Source organism: Hyphomonas sp. ske169, from assembly GCF_056850855.1.
Window position 1 is genome coordinate 2,938,051 of the sequence record NZ_CP096146.1, and the last position, 15,897, is coordinate 2,953,947.

General features: G+C 55.9%; 11 protein-coding genes, 1 tRNA gene and 1 pseudogene. 6 read left to right on the plus strand and 7 right to left on the minus strand.

Annotation, left to right across the window (positions count from 1 at the left end):
* The first annotated feature begins 2 nt into the window (after positions 1-2).
* Together MY069_RS14340 and MY069_RS14345 are read left to right on the plus strand one after the other, a co-directional pair.
* Positions 3-455, plus strand: coding sequence for a hypothetical protein (locus tag MY069_RS14340; protein WP_482794468.1), 453 nt, complete (start codon positions 3-5; stop codon positions 453-455).
* A 781-nt stretch (positions 456-1,236) separates the two neighbouring features.
* Positions 1,237-1,695, plus strand: a pseudogene (locus MY069_RS14345) (tyrosine-type recombinase/integrase); the annotation flags it as partial.
* Positions 1,696-1,848: 153 nt separating this feature from the next.
* Here the strand turns inward: MY069_RS14345 and MY069_RS14350 are convergent.
* The 4 genes from MY069_RS14350 to MY069_RS14365 form a co-directional block, all read right to left on the minus strand.
* Positions 1,849-1,925: transfer RNA gene (locus MY069_RS14350), tRNA-Met, on the minus strand.
* A 62-nt stretch (positions 1,926-1,987) separates the two neighbouring features.
* A complete protein-coding gene (locus tag MY069_RS14355) occupies positions 1,988-2,701 on the minus strand; it encodes a hypothetical protein (protein WP_482794469.1) in 714 nt (237 codons plus the stop codon).
* Positions 2,702-2,796: 95 nt separating this feature from the next.
* The gene (mmsB, locus tag MY069_RS14360; RefSeq protein ID WP_482794470.1) at positions 2,797-3,693 is read right to left on the minus strand and encodes a 3-hydroxyisobutyrate dehydrogenase; all 897 of its coding nucleotides are present in this window, start codon (positions 3,691-3,693) and stop codon (positions 2,797-2,799) included.
* Between the two features lie 9 nt (positions 3,694-3,702).
* Positions 3,703-5,328, minus strand: a complete 1,626-nt coding sequence (locus MY069_RS14365) for a long-chain-fatty-acid--CoA ligase (protein ID WP_482794471.1) — start codon at positions 5,326-5,328, stop codon at positions 3,703-3,705.
* A 101-nt stretch (positions 5,329-5,429) separates the two neighbouring features.
* Between MY069_RS14365 and MY069_RS14370 the strand changes: the two genes are divergently transcribed.
* The gene (locus MY069_RS14370) at positions 5,430-6,407 is read left to right on the plus strand and encodes a glycerophosphodiester phosphodiesterase family protein (protein WP_482794472.1); all 978 of its coding nucleotides are present in this window, start codon (positions 5,430-5,432) and stop codon (positions 6,405-6,407) included.
* Here the strand turns inward: MY069_RS14370 and MY069_RS14375 are convergent.
* Positions 6,404-7,567 carry a hypothetical protein gene (locus MY069_RS14375; protein WP_482794473.1) on the minus strand — a complete coding sequence of 388 codons (1,164 nt, stop codon included), beginning with the start codon at positions 7,565-7,567 and terminating at the stop codon, positions 6,404-6,406. The genes MY069_RS14370 and MY069_RS14375 overlap by 4 nt on opposite strands.
* A 210-nt stretch (positions 7,568-7,777) precedes the next feature.
* Here MY069_RS14375 and MY069_RS14380 point away from each other — a divergent pair, with 210 nt between their 5' ends.
* A complete protein-coding gene (locus MY069_RS14380) occupies positions 7,778-9,145 on the plus strand; it encodes an SUMF1/EgtB/PvdO family nonheme iron enzyme (protein ID WP_482794474.1) in 1,368 nt (455 codons plus the stop codon).
* Here MY069_RS14380 and MY069_RS14385 read toward each other — a convergent pair.
* Positions 9,142-10,851, minus strand: a complete 1,710-nt coding sequence (locus MY069_RS14385) for an alpha/beta hydrolase (protein WP_482794475.1) — start codon at positions 10,849-10,851, stop codon at positions 9,142-9,144. The two genes, MY069_RS14380 and MY069_RS14385, sit on opposite strands and share 4 nt — an antisense overlap.
* Before the next feature lie 159 nt (positions 10,852-11,010).
* On the opposite strand from MY069_RS14385, the gene MY069_RS14390 reads away from it, so the two are divergent.
* Both MY069_RS14390 and MY069_RS14395 read left to right on the plus strand, forming a co-directional pair.
* Positions 11,011-12,891, plus strand: coding sequence for a monovalent cation:proton antiporter-2 (CPA2) family protein (locus MY069_RS14390; RefSeq protein WP_482794476.1), 1,881 nt, complete (start codon positions 11,011-11,013; stop codon positions 12,889-12,891).
* Positions 12,892-13,103: 212 nt separating this feature from the next.
* A complete protein-coding gene (locus MY069_RS14395; RefSeq protein WP_482794477.1) occupies positions 13,104-13,544 on the plus strand; it encodes a glyoxalase superfamily protein in 441 nt (146 codons plus the stop codon).
* 31 nt (positions 13,545-13,575) lie between these two features.
* On the opposite strand, the gene clpA is transcribed toward MY069_RS14395, so the two are convergent.
* Positions 13,576-15,894, minus strand: a complete 2,319-nt coding sequence (clpA, locus tag MY069_RS14400) for an ATP-dependent Clp protease ATP-binding subunit ClpA (RefSeq protein WP_482794478.1) — start codon at positions 15,892-15,894, stop codon at positions 13,576-13,578.
* Positions 15,895-15,897 lie beyond the last annotated feature (3 nt).

A 15,897-nucleotide genomic window follows, 5' to 3' on the forward strand; every position in this document is an offset into this window, starting at 1 on the left:
TGATGAAACTTCGCCTAGTCGCATACGTGCCTGCCCACGTGCACGCTAAAGTCGTTGCGCTCTCAAAGAAGCAAGGCATGACACAATCGTCCGTTGTCGAAGACGCACTGAACGCTTACTTTTCAATCTCGATCCAGCACGAACGAGACGCGGCCCTCATCAAACGCCAAGATGAGATGATCCGAAGTTTGGCTCGAATTGAACGCGAGCAAAATGCCGTCATCGAGATGGTTGATATGCAGGTCTGGTATCAGCATGCATTTGCGCCGCCCATGACTGGGGAACAAAAACAGGCCGCCAAAGCGCGGGCGTCTTCCGCTGTGGAAGGGTTTAGAGCGCTCATTGCTGACCGGCTAAACTCGGGTCGAAAGCTGCTCGGCGAAGCGCTCGCAGATGCTGTGTTCGATGAAGACGATTTTCTGCAGATCGAACAGCAGCCAGTGGCGGCGGAGTAACATCGATGCTGGAGCCCCCGGAGCTAACGAAGTTTCATCACCGAATGGCAGAGGCTCAGGGGCTGGACCTGTATGGCAAGTATTCCGAGAAGGAGGCGGCGAAAGCTCTGGATCTTTCTGTTGTGTCTCTGAGGAGGCTCCGATCCAGCGGTGAAATTGAGTTTGTCCGCGTTTCGCCCAGAAAGATTTGCTTTTTTGGATTTCAGTTGATTCAATGCCTACTCAATGCAGTGGAGAGCGCACCATGCCCAGATACAACTCTGACAAACCGTTCCAAATCGGAGAGTTCTGGCTTTCGAAGCGCCCCAAGAGTGAAGCGTGGTACCGAACGTGGTTTGACAGCGAAGCTCGACAAACACGCCGCATTAGCCTCGGCACATCGGATTTTGACGAGGCCAAGCAAGCACTAACAGATTGGTTTGTGCTTTTTCACACAAAAACCGAAGAGCAGCCTGAGGATGCTACGTTAGCAGAACTTTTTGCCCGCTATTACGAACAATACGGATCCAAGCTTCGCAGCTTTGACAACGTTCAAAGATATCTGAGATATTGGTTAGACTTTCACAAGACAGCTACAGTCAAGGAAGCATGCGCTCCCGCCCGCCAACAGGCGTTTCGGATGTATCTCGAACAAGAATTGGGGCTGAGCAAGAACAGCATTCGACAAATCCTGACGATTGGAAAAGCTGCACTGAATTGGGCTTGGAAGCGGGGAGAGATCGCTTCTGTCCCATACATCGAGTTGGTGAAAGTACCTACGCCACCGCCGAAGGGTCGCCCGATGGAAGTCGAGGAAGTTGCAATGCTGATCGACCATGCGGAATATCACCTGAAAGCGTTCATCATCTTGATGCTTTCCGCGACCGCGAGAAACCGGGCGATCTTAGATCTGAAATTCAGTCAAATCGACTTTCGTAACGAACTGATCGACCTGAATCCGAAGGGGCGAGAGCAAACGCTCAAGTTTCGACCTCAAGTAAAGATCCCCCAAACTTTGAAACCCTGGCTTCTTAAGCAGCATGAACTGTCCAAAACCGGTCACGTAATCGAATTCAAAGGTGGGCCGGTAAAGAGCATTCGAACTGCGTGGCGCACTTTGCGGAAGACGACTGAGTTAGATGATGCTGTTCAACCTTACGGGCTTCGACACACAATGGCTCGGTGGCTCAGAAAGAGCAGTGTTCCAGCTTGGGAAGTCGCTGCTCAACTTGGTCATAAATCGCCGGATGTGAGCACGACCGAGATCTACGCACCGTTTGACCCATCCTACCTTTTTAAATCGACAGCAGCGATCGATACGTTTCTCACGGAGGTTGCGTTACAATTGCGTTACAGATCAATATCCGAGCTGATGCTTGCTGAGATAAAAAGTAATGAAAATCAAGAGGGTAAATGGTGGTTCGGGGGAGACTTGAACTCCCGACCTCACGATTATGAGTCGTGCGCTCTAACCAGCTGAGCTACCGAACCATTAGAAGCGGGGTCATTACACTGCGCTCGGCCAGGCTGCAACCACTCTTCTGCGACGAAATTCAGTGCGGGATCGGCGGCGTGAATTTGGCCGACACGAATTCTTGTTCCAGCGCCGGGCTTGCGAAAAAGAAGGTCGCATCGGTGATCACGGCGCGGTAGTTTTGGCGGATCGTTCGAAACGGCGCTTTCGCTTCGAAATTCAGCGCAAATTGCGAAATATAAGTGAGGCCCCATTCGGGCTCGGTCTCAAGCAAATAGGATTGTTGGAACTTTGTCAGACGGCCACCTTTTGGCCCGCGAACCGGACGGGGGAGGGTGTAGTCGATCCGTAAAAAATGACCTTGTTTAGGTTCGAGCCAGGCTTCGGCCTGCAGGCGCTGCGTCGCCCAAACATCCAGCGCGCTGTCATTCGCGGAAGGCGCGTGCTGGAATTTGAGACGCCAGGCGTCGTCGAAATCGTCGACATAGACTGTGGTTCCGAGGCTAGCGCGGAGATCATCAGGAAACAGTCGTCCATCTGGCGCAATTTCCGCGCCCCAGGCGGCGCCGGCTTGGTCTAAGTCGCCATCCTCGCCCGATGCAAGCACCAGCTGCCACCGTCGACCGTCCGGCTCGCGCGGATCGTAGGTGTAGGTCCGGCTGGCTTTGGCGCTGGTCATTTCCACAGTAAACGCGGCGCGCAGCGTTTCAGGCGCTTCGGTCGCGCGCAAGGCTTCGTCCATCGGGCCGCTGCCAGTGATCAGAGGAAAAGCCAGGCTGAGGAAAAGCGTCATCGACAAGCTGTCTCTCGCTAAATTACGTCTGGTTTAAGGCAGACAAGATTAACTTTGAGAGCTTGCAGCTTTTAGGTTTATGGCGTGTGAACGCGCTATTTAACGGTGCCTTTGGCGAGCAGTTCAATCACGCTAGAAAAGTCCTTGCCGCCGAGGCCTTGCTCGGAGAGGAGCGCATAGAGCGCTTCAGCATGCCCGCCCATGGGCGTCACCGCGCCGCTCGATATCGCAGCTTCTTTCGCGAGGCGCAGATCTTTCAGCATCATATCGGTCGCAAAACCGCCTTCGAAATTGCGATCAGCAGGCGAAGCCGGGCCGACGCCTTCGACCGGGCAATAGGAGGTCATGGACCAGTTCTGCCCTGAGCTTTGGCTTGAGATCTCGAAAAAGCGCTCCGCCGAAAGGCCCAAACGCTCTGCCAAAGCAAACGCCTCACACGTGCCGATCATTGAGATACCCAGCAGCATATTATTGCAAATCTTCGCCGCTTGGCCAGCCCCGCTGTCGCCCGCGTGAATGGTCACGCGGCTCATCGGCTCGAGCACGGTTTCGACATCCGCAAAGTCGGTGTCGGCGCTGCCAACCATGAAGGCTAGTGTGCCCGCATCGGCTGCTGCTGTGCCGCCTGAGACGGGGGCATCTGCTGCGCGAAAGCTCTTATTAGCGGCCTGCGCAAGGCTTGCTGCTTTGCGGGCGCTGTCGACATCAATGGTTGAGCAATCAACCAGCAGCGCGCCTGAAGCCGCCATCGGCAGAATGTCATTCTCATAAACGCTGAGAACGTGCTTACCGGCCGGCAGCATCGTGATCACAGCATCTGCGCCTTGCACCGCTTCTGCGGCAGAACTGCAGGCCATGCAGCCTGAATCGGACGCCTTAACGAGCGCGGTGTCTGACAGATCGAAGGCGCGCACTGTGCGCCCGGCCTTGGCTTGGTTGGCGGCCATGCCACCCCCCATATTGCCAAGGCCGATAAAAGCTATGGTTTGCATCACTGCCTCTTAAGCTGTCGGCAGCTTGTAGTCTTTGAAGATTTCACGCAGCTTCAGCTTGTTGATTTTGCCCGTCGCGCCGAGCGGGATTTCCTCGATGAATTGAACATCGTCTGGCGTCCACCATTTGGCGATTTTGCCTTCCAGCTGGGCGAGGACTTCCTCTTTTGAAGGCTCTTCGCCGGGTGCGGATTGGATGATCAAAAGCGGGCGCTCATCCCATTTCGGGTGGTAAATACCAATCGCCGCAGCGTTCGCGACTTTCGGATGGCCAACCGCGATATTCTCGATATCGATCGAGCTGATCCACTCGCCGCCAGACTTGATGACGTCCTTCGCGCGGTCAGTGATCTGCATCGTGCCATATTGGTCAATGTTCGCGACATCGCCGGTATCGAAGAAGCCATTCTCGTCGAGGACATTGCCACCATCGCCTTTGAAATAGCCGCCCGCAATGGCAGGACCGCGAACCACGAGGCGCCCGGCGGTCTCTCCGTCCCATGGTAGGTCTTTGTTCTCGTCATCGACGATTTTGAGCTCAACGCCAAACGGTGGGCGCCCCTGTTTAAGCTTTTGCGCCATACGCGTGTCGATATCGGCATCGAGCAAATGCGGTGGCAGCGAACCGAGGGTTCCAAGCGGGCTGGTCTCTGTCATGCCCCAAGCGTGGATCACGTCGACTTCATATTCAGTCTCAAACGCGCGCAAGATAGCCTCAGGAATGGCTGAGCCGCCAATCAGAACTTTGCGCAGGTGCGGCAGCTTCAAATTGTTCTCACGCAAATAGGTGAGCAGGCCGAGCCAAACGGTCGGGACGGCTGCGGTAATCGTTACTTTCTCAGTGTCGAGCAGCTCATAAATGCTGGCACCATCCATTTGCGCGCCAGGCATGACCATATTGGCACCCGTCGCTGGACAGGCGAATGCCAAGCCCCAAGCATTGGCGTGGAACATTGGAACAACTGGCAGCACGACATCATCGGCGCCCATCCCCATCGCGTCTTTCGACATGGTGATCAGCGTGTGCAGAACGTTAGAGCGGTGCGAATAGAGCACGCCTTTGGGATTGCCTGTGGTGCCTGATGTATAGCAAAGGCCGCAAGCGGTTTCTTCTGGGAAGTCGCCCCAGCCCGCGGTCAAAGGCTTTCCAGCGATCCATTCATCGAACGCTATAGCCCCGAGCGAGTTTTCCGGCATGTCGTCTGCGCCCGCAAAAATCACGAACGTCTTCACGGTTTTCAGCTGATCTTTCACCGCTTCGAGGATTGGCAAAAACGTGATGTCGAAGATCATAACTTTGTCTTCGGCGTGATTGGCGATCCAAGCAATTTGCTCAGGGTGGAGGCGCGGATTGATCGTGTGCAGGACAGCGCCAATGCCCATTGTGCCATACCAAGCGGCCATGTGGCGAGCAGAGTTCCAGCCAAGGGTGGCAACGCGATCACCGAGTGAAATGCCAGCTTCGATCAAAGCACCAGACACGCGTTTCGACATGTCGAACAGCTCGCCATAGGATGTGCGAACGATCGCGCCGCCGACGCGCCGTGTGATAATTTCGCGGGTCGGATTGATACGCTGCGCGTGCTCGAGAATTTTATTGCTGGTCAGTTGCCAGTCCTGCATGATGCCTTGCATCGGTTTCCTCCATAAATTTGTAGTTTTTTCGCCCCTTACAGGGCCTACAGAGTGTTGTAGGTTGCCCAGCATTGATCGGCAAGAATCGAAAGTGTTTATTGATGAAATCTCTCCTCCCATCGCTCGCGGCAGCAGGACTGCTGCTTAGTGCCTGCCAGCCTGAGGTAACGGAATTTGGCCCTCCGGCAGTTGATGGCGCGGCTGAGACGGTATCTACACCTACAGAAGCGGGGACGGGTCTAGCGCTCGGACCATTGCCGGCATTCTTCGATTGCGTGCGCGAGTCAGGCGGGGTGTTGATCGCCTCTCACCGCGCCGGGCCAGCCCCTGGCTATCCCGAAAACGCGCTGGAGACTCTGGAATATGCGACGAGCCAAGGCTTGCTCATCCATGAAATCGATGTCGCGGAAAGCCGCGATGGTGTTCTGTTCTTAATGCATGACCGTTCGCTCGGACGGACGACAACCGGCGATGGCCCTGTCGCGGACACTGATTGGGAGACGATTCAGAGGCTGAACCTCAAAGACAATAGTGGCGCAATCACTAGTTTCACGCCGCCAAACCTGTCTGACGTCCTGCTATGGGCCAAGCAAAGCGGCGCGATTGTCGAGCTGGATAAAAAGCCAACCACCAGCTTCCGCAATATTATCAGCCAAGTCCGAGCCGCGGGCGCGGAGAACAACGTGGTTCTGATCACCTATAATGACCAACAGGCGATTGAGGTTGCTGGCTTGGCGCCGGATCTGATGATGACGGCGGGTCTCGACAGCCAAGACCACCAAGATGAGCTGGAAGCAGCGGGCGTCAATTTTGAAAATGTTGTGGCCTGGCTCGGGACCCGCAATCCAAACCCGCGCGCCTTCCAGGCGATTGGTCGCCGCGGGATTGAAGCCGCCTTTGGCACGCTCGGCCGGCCAGGTGAGCGTCTGGATGACCAATACATTGCCGACGGCGATCTCAGCGAGTTTCAGGATCTCGTCGATGGTGGACTGACTTTGCTGGCGACCGACGAACCCTACCGTGTGGCAGACTACCTCACCGCCGATGACGACGTCGCCGTAACCTGTGGCGCCGGTTAAAGTACAAATCGCGCTTGCTCATTAGAGCTCACAAACTCGACCATTTCATCATAGGAGGCGCGCTCGAGCATGCTCATCGCTTCCATCCGTTTGCCGTGTGCGCGGGCGGACTCAAAACTCGTACGGGAATGGTTGAGGGCGCTGGCATAAAATTGCATTCGACGGGTTTCGCGTTCGGGACGCAGGCCTTCTAGCGTTGCTCTGACACCCACGGCGATGATGGCGAAGGCGATTGCGAGTGAGCTCAACACGCTCGCCCACCCCTCAAGCGGTTGCGGCCAGAGCGCGCTGATCAGCGCTGCGAAATTGGCCATGAAGGCGAGGATGACTAAGACATAGCTGAGATTGCCCAGAATGTGGATTTGCTTGGCCGGGGAGGATAGGAATTTGCCGTCGGCGGATAGGACATAATTTGTGTACTGGATCTGCCCCCGCATCCGCGTTTCTTCATAAGCCTGGTACACTTCTTTCAAACTGTCTTGGTGCGCCTTTTCGGGCTTAGAAGCAGCGGCCGTTGCCCACGCCTCGTCTATCCAAAACGCGTTTCGCGCCTTTGGGTCAGATACGCTTTGTCCAGAAAAAGACGCTGCAGATGAGATTGTGTACTTTGCGTATTCGCTGCCAATTTGGTCGACAAAGCCGCGCTTGAATCGCTGAAACGCGACGGATCGCTTTGACAGCCAGTCCTCTTTTCCTTCTCTCGTGCCCGCAATGCGCGCAATCTCTGTGGCGTGAGCAATAAGGTATTGCGCATGCCACTGACGCAGCCGTTCGGTGATCAAACGCTGCTGCAGCCAATTCCGCTTAAACTTGCCAAATCCGAGGCCGAGATTGCCAAAAATCAGCGCCAGAAATCCAATAATGGCGCCGAGAATGGTGAGATACCTGAACATGGTTTGGAACTCATCCGTGTTCTGCCAAATCCCCTTCACAATCGGCTCAATCGGAAAGGTCAGCAACGAGAGCGTCGCGAAAATCAGCGCCGCAAACCCAATCCGCTGGGACGTGTTTTTGGCCCGAACGGCGATGGCGTCGACGCGCCCAAATTCTTCGCGGAGCTCTGGATGGTCGAGCGCGAAATAGACATTCGGGAAGGTTTTTTGAGCCAGAGCGCGGTCGGCTTCCGACAGCAAGAGCTCGTCATTGAACCTAAAACTCATTCTTCCGCACCCTCAAATCCCGTCATGTGAGAAAACACATAAGGCTGATAAGATGCAACACATTATCCTCCTTAATATCTGTAAGATAATGGGTTTTTCAGCGTCGATTGTCTGCAAAACCTGACTAATCGCTTTCGCTTGGAGAGTTTCTATGCCACTCCTGAGATGTGTGGACGCGTTAACCCAATCGATTGGGAGCAGGTAGGGACGATGGCAGACATATTTCTTTCTTATAGCCGTGCCGATAGGCCGATCGCACAAACCATGGCGGAAGCGCTCGAGGCCGAAGGCTTCTCTGTCTGGTGGGACAAAATCCTGAGAGCGGGTCAAACCTATGATGAGGTGACAGAGACCATGTTGCGCGATGCGCAAGTTGTGATCGTGCTCTGGTCGGAAACCTCAGTGCAATCAAAATGGGTGCGTGCGGAAGCGACGCTTGGACAACGAAAGTGCGAACTTGTGCCGGTTATGATCGAGGACGCCGAGCGCCCGATTATGTTTGAGCTTGTTCAGACCGCAGACTTGATTGGATGGTCCGGGGATCGCGAAGATCAGCGCTGGAAAGAGTTTGCGGCGGACGTTCAACGCTCGCTTGAAAAAGCCCGTGCGGGCGCGGCTGAGGCACCCGTCGATCCAAAACCAGTCGCAGCGCCGCCTCCTAAATCCAAACCCAAAAAGGCGCCGAAACCCGCGGCCGCTGCACCCGCCCCATCGGCAGCTCAACCAACTGCGCCAGCACCCGCGACTAAACAGAAAAAGAAACCCTCTGGGCTGGTGCCAATCCTTCTGGGCGGATTGGTCGTGGTGGGCGGCGGCGCGTGGTTTGGGTTGCAAGCTATGCAAGACGGGGAGGCCGGGACGACAAAGCCGAGCCCGCCGGAACCAGAAATACTCGCCTGCGCGGAGTGTCCTGACATGATCAGCGTTCCGGGTGGCAGCGCCGTACTCGGGTCCGCTGAAGATGAGCGCGGACGTTCGGGCAATGAAGGCCCTGTCATGGAAGTGACGGTCGCCAGTTTTTGGATGAGCCAAGCGGAAATTACGCGCGCCGAATGGCAGGTCTGTGTCAATGATGGCGGCTGCCGCCCTGCGCAAGGCGGTGGGGAAGATGGGCACCCAGTGACCGGCATTAGCTGGAGCGATGCATCAGCTTATGCTGACTGGCTGAGCACCAAAGCCAATGCGAGCTTCCGTCTTCCGAGCGAGGCGGAATGGGAATATGCGGCCCGCGCGGGCACCCAAACCCTGTTCTGGTGGGGCAATGATTATCCTGGGGCAGGGGTCGTACAAGGTGAAACTCGTGCTGTTTCTGCGCTGCCAGAGAACCCGTTCGGCCTCTCCGGCATGCTCGGAAATGTGCGGGAATGGGTCGCCGATTGCTATATCAATAATCACGCCGACGCGCCGACCAATGGCCAGGCCGTCACAACCGGTGATTGCAGTCGCCGCGTGGTCAAAGGCGGATCGTTTCGACTGGATGCGGCAGAACATCGTCCGGCAAACCGCGCTCGCTATCGGGCCACCGTCCGGGACCGTTCACTCGGCTTTCGTGTGGTTGCCGATAAGGCCGGGACCTAGCGCGCGCTCAGAACTTCGATTTCAACAAACCGGTTGAGCGGCTGATCAACCTCATCCCCGGTTTCCATATTCAGCTGGCTTTCGCCTAGACCGGTCGCCGTGATTAGGTCTGCATCCACACCGCGGCTGACAAACCAAGCTTTTACGGCGTCAGCATAGCGCTGGGTCTGGGCGAGATTTTCAGCGTCGGTTCCGACTGTGTCTGAGAAGGCACGAATGGCAATCGATTCGATCTCAGCATCACTGTCGAGTGTGCGCTCTAAGATCGGCAGATAAGGCGTCAGGTCGAGATCGTCATAGTCCTCAACATAGAAGAAATCCATGAATGCGAGGGCTTGTGGTGCAACGATCGCTTCTGGCTCCTCCTTCATTGCCACTGGCGGAGACATAGACCTTGTTTTTGGCTCCGTATCTTCCGGCACCGGCTGTGTCGTTGGGTAGGCTGTGCGGCGCAGCTTACAGGCCTGATCTTTTGGCGAGAGCGTCGTGTTCACGCGATAATATTGCTCGCCGTCTGGCAAGTCGCCAAACCGCGCCACTTCGAGCGCGCGGTCTTGCGGATCCGTCTCCCCGATGGTGCACATCATGTCCCAAAGGATGGTCGGATTATCCGAATAGTAATTGTGCCCTATCCCAAACAGTTGGGTAGTGGCAGCAGTCGCATCGATCGTCTGATAATTCTGGACTGGCCGAATATAGGGCTTGTTGGTGTCGGTATCGCCCAAGCGTTTAGCCTGATTGACCAAGCCAGAGACATGTAGCGCCCGGTCTGTGTCTGATGTGTAGATCGTGACATTCGCGTCGAGGTTGTCGAAAACACCATTGGCGGCATCAAAGATGTCGCGCTCCACGTCGGCGGCGACGAGGAGGATTCTAAACTCTAGCTCATCGCCGCGATCATGGCGTTCGAGATAGTCACGCGCATAATCCTCAAGCGCTTTGGTCAGCACGCGATTGCCCATTGAGTGTGCGATGATATTGATCCGGCTGACATCGATATCCTCGGTCAAAACATCTAGGAATTGTTCGAGATAGGGCGCCGCACCCAAAGAGTTTTCGCGATCGCTGCGATAATCGGCGAGGGAGAGGGCGCCCGCGGATGGCCAGCTATACAGAACCGGCGTTCCGACATCGAAATTGGGATTGCGAGAAAGGTCATTTGAAAGCTGCGCCGCGCGAACCAGTGCGTCGTCGAATTTCACATTAAATCCGTGTACGAACAGCAGAATGGAATCCATCGCATCTTGATCAATGGCGTCTTGCAAGGTCGACGTGAAGGTTTCTCTGCCGCTCGTCGTGATCCGGGTCAGAAAGACATATTCCGCCAGTCTATCTGTTTCTGTGGGGGCTGCGCCTTTGGCGTGTGGGGTCTCGCCTAAGGCGCGGCTTCCGCCTTCCTCGACGAGTTTTGGCAGCCACACATCTGCGCGGCCCAAATGCAATTGCTCGTCAGGCGTTCCAAGGCCGCCGATCACATCTCTCATTGGTTGGTTTTGGGAGTCTGCGACAAGCGCTAATTCGCGATTGGTGCCATACCAAACCCGCACGCAATCAACCTTTTGATTGAGATTCGCGCCCGTGACGAGCGTGGCGCAATCAGTCCCGAACTCTGGGTGACGCAAAACCAATGGCCGGTTAAGCCACCACCAGGCTGCTGCTGCCGCTGCTGCGATTACGACAAATGCCCCAAGAAACCACTTAAACATGCGTCCACCTTCCAACGCCTACGCGCCGCAATCTAGATCATAACCTGAACCGAGAACAAGCATCAGATCGCGGCACAAATGTGGAATAAGTTCTATGCGGTCGCATTCTAAGCAAATCCGTCTATATCGAGCCAACTAACCGCTGTTGAGGGCTGTTCCATGTCTGATTTTCTGATGCTCGCCTTTATTCTATTGGTCGCTGGCATTGTCGCAGTGCCCATCGCGACGCGCTTAAAGCTAGGGTCTGTCCTCGGCTATTTAATCGCGGGGATTGCGATTGCTCCCATATTGGGCGTGCTCGGCGTGGATGTGGTTTCGCTCCAGCATTTTGCCGAATTTGGCGTCGTAATGATGCTGTTCCTGGTCGGCATGGAGCTCGAGCCCAAACTGCTCTGGCAAATGCGAACGCGCCTTTTAGGGCTCGGCGGGGGACAGGTCCTCGCGACAATGGCGCTGGTTATGTCAGTCGCGATGGCGTTTGGGCAATCCTGGAACACAGCGTTGATCATTGGGATGATCCTATCGCTCTCATCGACGGCGATTGTGCTGCAAACCTTGAACGAAAAAGGTCTGATGAAAAGCGACGGCGGGCAAGCGAGCTTTTCGGTTTTGCTATTCCAAGACATCGCCTTCATACCCATGCTGGCGATCATTCCGTTGCTCGCGTTTCCGGATGTCATTGGCATTGAGACGGCTCAACTGACCGCTGGTGGCGGCGACGAACATGGCCACTCCCTGAGCCTGGTGGAAGGTCTGAATGGCTGGCAGACCATGCTTGTGACATTAGGCGCGATCGCTGCTGTCATCTTAGGTGGAAACTATCTGACGCGGCCGCTGTTCCGCTTCGTGGCGGGTGCCAATTTGCGCGAGCTGTTTACGGCCACGGCTCTACTAATGGTGATTGGGATCGCGCTTCTAATGACGCTCGTTGGCTTGTCCCCAGCGCTTGGCACTTTCCTCGCGGGAGTGGTTCTCGCCAATTCCGAATACAAGCACGAGCTGGAATCTGACATCGACCCGTTCCGGGGACTCCTGCTCGGCCTGTTCTTCATCACAGTTGGGGCCGGAATTGATTTCAATCTCTTGTCCGAGAATTTTGGCGTCGTGATCTCCATGACGATGGGACTAATGGCGCTCAAAGCGACCGTGCTCTTCCTGCTCGGGACAGCATTCAAAATCCGCGGAGCGCAGCGCTGGCTATTTACACTGGGCCTGGCGCAAGCTGGCGAGTTCGGCTTTGTCTTGCTCGCTTTTACCTCTTCAAATGGCATCCTTCCGGATCAGATCGCGAGCCTTCTCCTCTTAGTGGTCGCTCTATCCATGCTGATCACGCCTCTGCTGTTCATTCTCTACGATCAAATCGTCGCCAATATTTATGCGCGCGGGCAGGAATCAGAAGCCGATGAGATTGAAGAAGAAAACGGCATTATCATTGCCGGGCGTGGGCGGATCGGCGGTATTGTCGACCGTATGCTGCGGACCGCAGGCTATTCCTCAACCGTCATCGATTATAGCGCCAAACAGCTCGATATTTTGCGCAAGTTTGGGATCAGTCATGCTTATTTCGGCGATGCAACGCGGCCGGACCTGTTGCACTCGGCCGGGATTGAGAAGGCGAAGCTCTTGATCGTCACCATTGATGATAAGCACCAGATCACTGAACTCGTCTCATATGCCACCCGCAATTATCCAAACCTGCACGTGATCGCGCGTGCGGTGGATCGGCATCACACTTATGAGTTGTGGGCGCATGGCTGCCGCGATATTATTCGCGAGACTTATGACGCGTCGCTGCGCATCGGCCGCTCAGCATTTGAAGCCCTCGGTACGTCGCGCGAGGCCGCAGAGCAGATGAAAGACGCTTTCCACGAGATGGATCAGCAATCTATGATTGAAGTGGCGGATGTCTATGACATCAACATTCCGGGTCATGAGAATGAGGCTTATGTGGCCCGGGTTCGAGAGCGTGCTGAGTCCTGGGAAGCAGACCTTCATGACCGGATGATGGAGATCATGGAAGAGGTTCCAGAAAAGTCTTAGACGCGAATACGCGAGCGTGTTGGTTGACTTCGCGACCGCGATCGGGCAAATGCCGCCCTCGGTTGAGGCGCCTGCCGCTCGCTGGACGGATTGTCCGGGGTGAAGTCCTCCCAGCCTAGCTGGATTTTTCGCAGACCTTTTCACATCTGGTCTGGCGGCAATGCGAGCCCCGCCCTTTGCGTGACCAATAGGACTTGTGAAAGGATCTTGCGATGACCTCGCATATCTATACCCGCGTGCAAGCCAAAGCGCGCGACCGAACACTTAAAGCTGAAAACGGCCCAAACATGAGCCTCGCTGCAGCTCTAGAAGTGGTGGCGAGAGAGATGGGGTTCCGAGACTGGAACACCGCTTCCGCTCGCCTCTCCAACGCGCCCGAAACGAGCTGGCAAGTTGGCGAACGTGTCAGTGGCCAATATTTGAAACGCAATTTTTCAGGCCGTATTCATGGCGTCCGCGAGCTGCAGGCTGGCTCGGGCTATGAAGTGACGATCCACTTTGATGAACCCGTCGACGTCGTGGACTGGGAGAGTTTCTCCGCGCATCGGCAACGTGTGACGGCGTTCGTATCCCCTGAGGGGATCTCTTGGGCGAAGACGAGTGATGGAGTGCCGCATCTCATCGTCGCGCCCGAGTCGGCTTTGATCATCTAGGAAAGACTCGGGAGCGGGGTTTTCTTGCTCCCTAAACCTTCTCAGGCTTGCCTTTGCCAGGGGTTTTTGGCTTGCGCTTCGCTGGCTTGTCCTCGACATATTTGAAGGTCAATTCGTCCTTCTTCTTGTCGTGGCCAATTTTGACCGTGCCGCCTTTGGCGAGTTTTCCAAACAACAATTCCTCGGCCATCGGTTTCTTTACATGCTCAGAAATCACACGGGCCAAGGGACGGGCGCCGAATTCGGCGTCGAAGCCGCGTTTGGCGAGCCAATCGCGCGCGCCAGCTGCCAGTTCAATCGTGACATTCCGGTCCGCGAGCTGAATTTCGAGCTGTAGAACGAACTTCTCGACCACGCGCTCGATAATCTCCGGGGTCAGGCCGCCGAATGTGATGACAGCGTCCAAGCGGTTGCGGAATTCCGGCGTGAACAGGCGCTTGAGCGCCTCTTCTTGCTCATCATCCTTGCGGCCGCGGCCGAAGCCGATGGAATTCTTCGCAGCATCCGAGGCCCCCGCATTCGTGGTCATCACTAGGATGACATTGCGGAAGTCGACTTTGCGACCATTCGCGTCGGTCAGGGTGCCATTGTCCATGACTTGCAGCAGAACGTTGAACAGATCCGGATGTGCTTTCTCGATCTCGTCGAGCAGGACAACAGAATGCGGGTGCTGCATCACGGCATCGGTGAGGAGGCCGCCTTCATCATAACCGACATAGCCAGGAGGCGCGCCGATCAAGCGAGAGATCGAGTGGCGTTCCATATATTCTGACATGTCGAAGCGGTGAAGCTCGACGCCGAGAATAGAGGCGAGTTGGCGCGTGACTTCTGTCTTACCGACCCCAGTTGGACCGGTGAACAGGTAAGAGCCAATCGGCTTGTTCGGTTCGCGCAATCCGGCGCGCGACAGCTTGATCGCGCTCGACAGGGCGTCGATTGCATCGTCTTGGCCATAGACCACGCGTTTAAGATCGGTCTCAAGCGATTTGATCGCTTGCGCGTCGTCTTTCGTGACTTGTTTGGGCGGGATGCGCGCAATCTTGGCTACGATCGCTTCGATCTCTTTGACACCGATGGTCTTGCGCCGCTTGCTGGCCGGAACCAGCCACTGGGTGGCGCCCGCTTCGTCAATCACATCGATGGCTTTGTCCGGTAGTTTGCGATCGGTCATATCGCGCGCCGAGAGCTCGACGGCAGAGCGGATCGCGTCATTGGTGTAGCGCAGACCGTGGAAGTCTTCGAAGGTCGACTTCAGGCCGGTGAGGATCTTCACCGCGTCTTCGACATTTGGCTCGACGACATCAATCTTACGGAACCGGCGCGATAGTGCGCGGTCTTTTTCGAAGTGCTGCTTATACTCTTTGAATGTGGTCGAGCCCATGCAGCGAACTTCGCCATTCTGAAGCGCCGGCTTAAGCAAGTTCGAAGCATCCATCGCGCCGCCAGACGTCGCCCCGGCGCCGATAATGGTGTGAATCTCATCAATAAAGAGAATGCCTTTGTCCTGCTCGCCAATCTCTTTCATGACCGCTTTCAATCGCTCTTCGAAATCGCCGCGATAGCGGGTGCCGGCCAGAAGCGCGCCCATATCAAGCGCCCAGATCGTGGCATCATCCAAGATCTCCGGCACTTCGCCATTGACGATCATGCGGGCGAGGCCTTCCGCAATTGCGGTTTTGCCCACGCCGGGATCGCCGACCAGGATCGGATTGTTCTTCGCCCGGCGGCACAGAACCTCGATACAGCGCTCGATCTCCATTTGGCGACCGATCAAGGGATCGATTTTGCCCTGTTTGGCTTTTTCGTTGAGGTTGACGCAATACGCATCCAGCGCCTCGCTTTGCGGTGCGTTTGGCGGCGCTTCCTCTTGTTCGGCACCGCGCGGTGTCGATGGGCGGTTTTGGCCCGGCACTTTAGAAACGCCATGGCTGACATAGTTTACCGCATCATAGCGCGTCATATCCTGCTCCTGCAGGAAGTATGTCGCGTGGCTTTCGCGCTCTGAGAAGATTGAGATTAGGATATTGGCGCCAGAGACTTCGTCACGACCAGAGCTCTCAACATGTAGGACTGCGCGTTGCACCACACGCTGGAAGGCCGCTGTTGGCTGGACCCGACCAGACGGCGTGTCTGTGATCAGGCTGGATAAGTCTTCGTCGATATATTGCTCAAGCGCGGATTTTAGGTCTGGAATATTGACTTTACAGGCGCTCATCACTTCGACCGCGTCTTCGTCTTCGGTCAGCGCGAGCAGCAAGTGCTCAAGCGTTGCGTATTCGTGCTGGCGCTCGCCCGCCGCGGTGAGGGCGCGTTCGAGGGCTGATTCAAGGCTAGGGGTTAAGCTCGGCATATT

Excerpts from the sequence above, each read along its gene's own strand:
- MY069_RS14340 (WP_482794468.1), top strand. The coding sequence starts at position 3 with ATGAAACTTCGCCTAGTCGCATACGTGCCTGCCCACGTGCACGCTAAA.
- MY069_RS14355 (WP_482794469.1), bottom strand. The coding sequence starts at position 2,701 with ATGACGCTTTTCCTCAGCCTGGCTTTTCCTCTGATCACTGGCAGCGGC.
- mmsB (WP_482794470.1), bottom strand. The coding sequence starts at position 3,693 with ATGCAAACCATAGCTTTTATCGGCCTTGGCAATATGGGGGGTGGCATG.
- MY069_RS14365 (WP_482794471.1), bottom strand. The coding sequence starts at position 5,328 with ATGCAAGGCATCATGCAGGACTGGCAACTGACCAGCAATAAAATTCTC.
- MY069_RS14370 (WP_482794472.1), top strand. The coding sequence starts at position 5,430 with ATGAAATCTCTCCTCCCATCGCTCGCGGCAGCAGGACTGCTGCTTAGT.
- MY069_RS14375 (WP_482794473.1), bottom strand. The coding sequence starts at position 7,567 with ATGAGTTTTAGGTTCAATGACGAGCTCTTGCTGTCGGAAGCCGACCGC.
- MY069_RS14380 (WP_482794474.1), top strand. The coding sequence starts at position 7,778 with ATGGCAGACATATTTCTTTCTTATAGCCGTGCCGATAGGCCGATCGCA.
- MY069_RS14385 (WP_482794475.1), bottom strand. The coding sequence starts at position 10,851 with ATGTTTAAGTGGTTTCTTGGGGCATTTGTCGTAATCGCAGCAGCGGCA.
- MY069_RS14390 (WP_482794476.1), top strand. The coding sequence starts at position 11,011 with ATGTCTGATTTTCTGATGCTCGCCTTTATTCTATTGGTCGCTGGCATT.
- MY069_RS14395 (WP_482794477.1), top strand. The coding sequence starts at position 13,104 with ATGACCTCGCATATCTATACCCGCGTGCAAGCCAAAGCGCGCGACCGA.
- clpA (WP_482794478.1), bottom strand. The coding sequence starts at position 15,894 with ATGCCGAGCTTAACCCCTAGCCTTGAATCAGCCCTCGAACGCGCCCTC.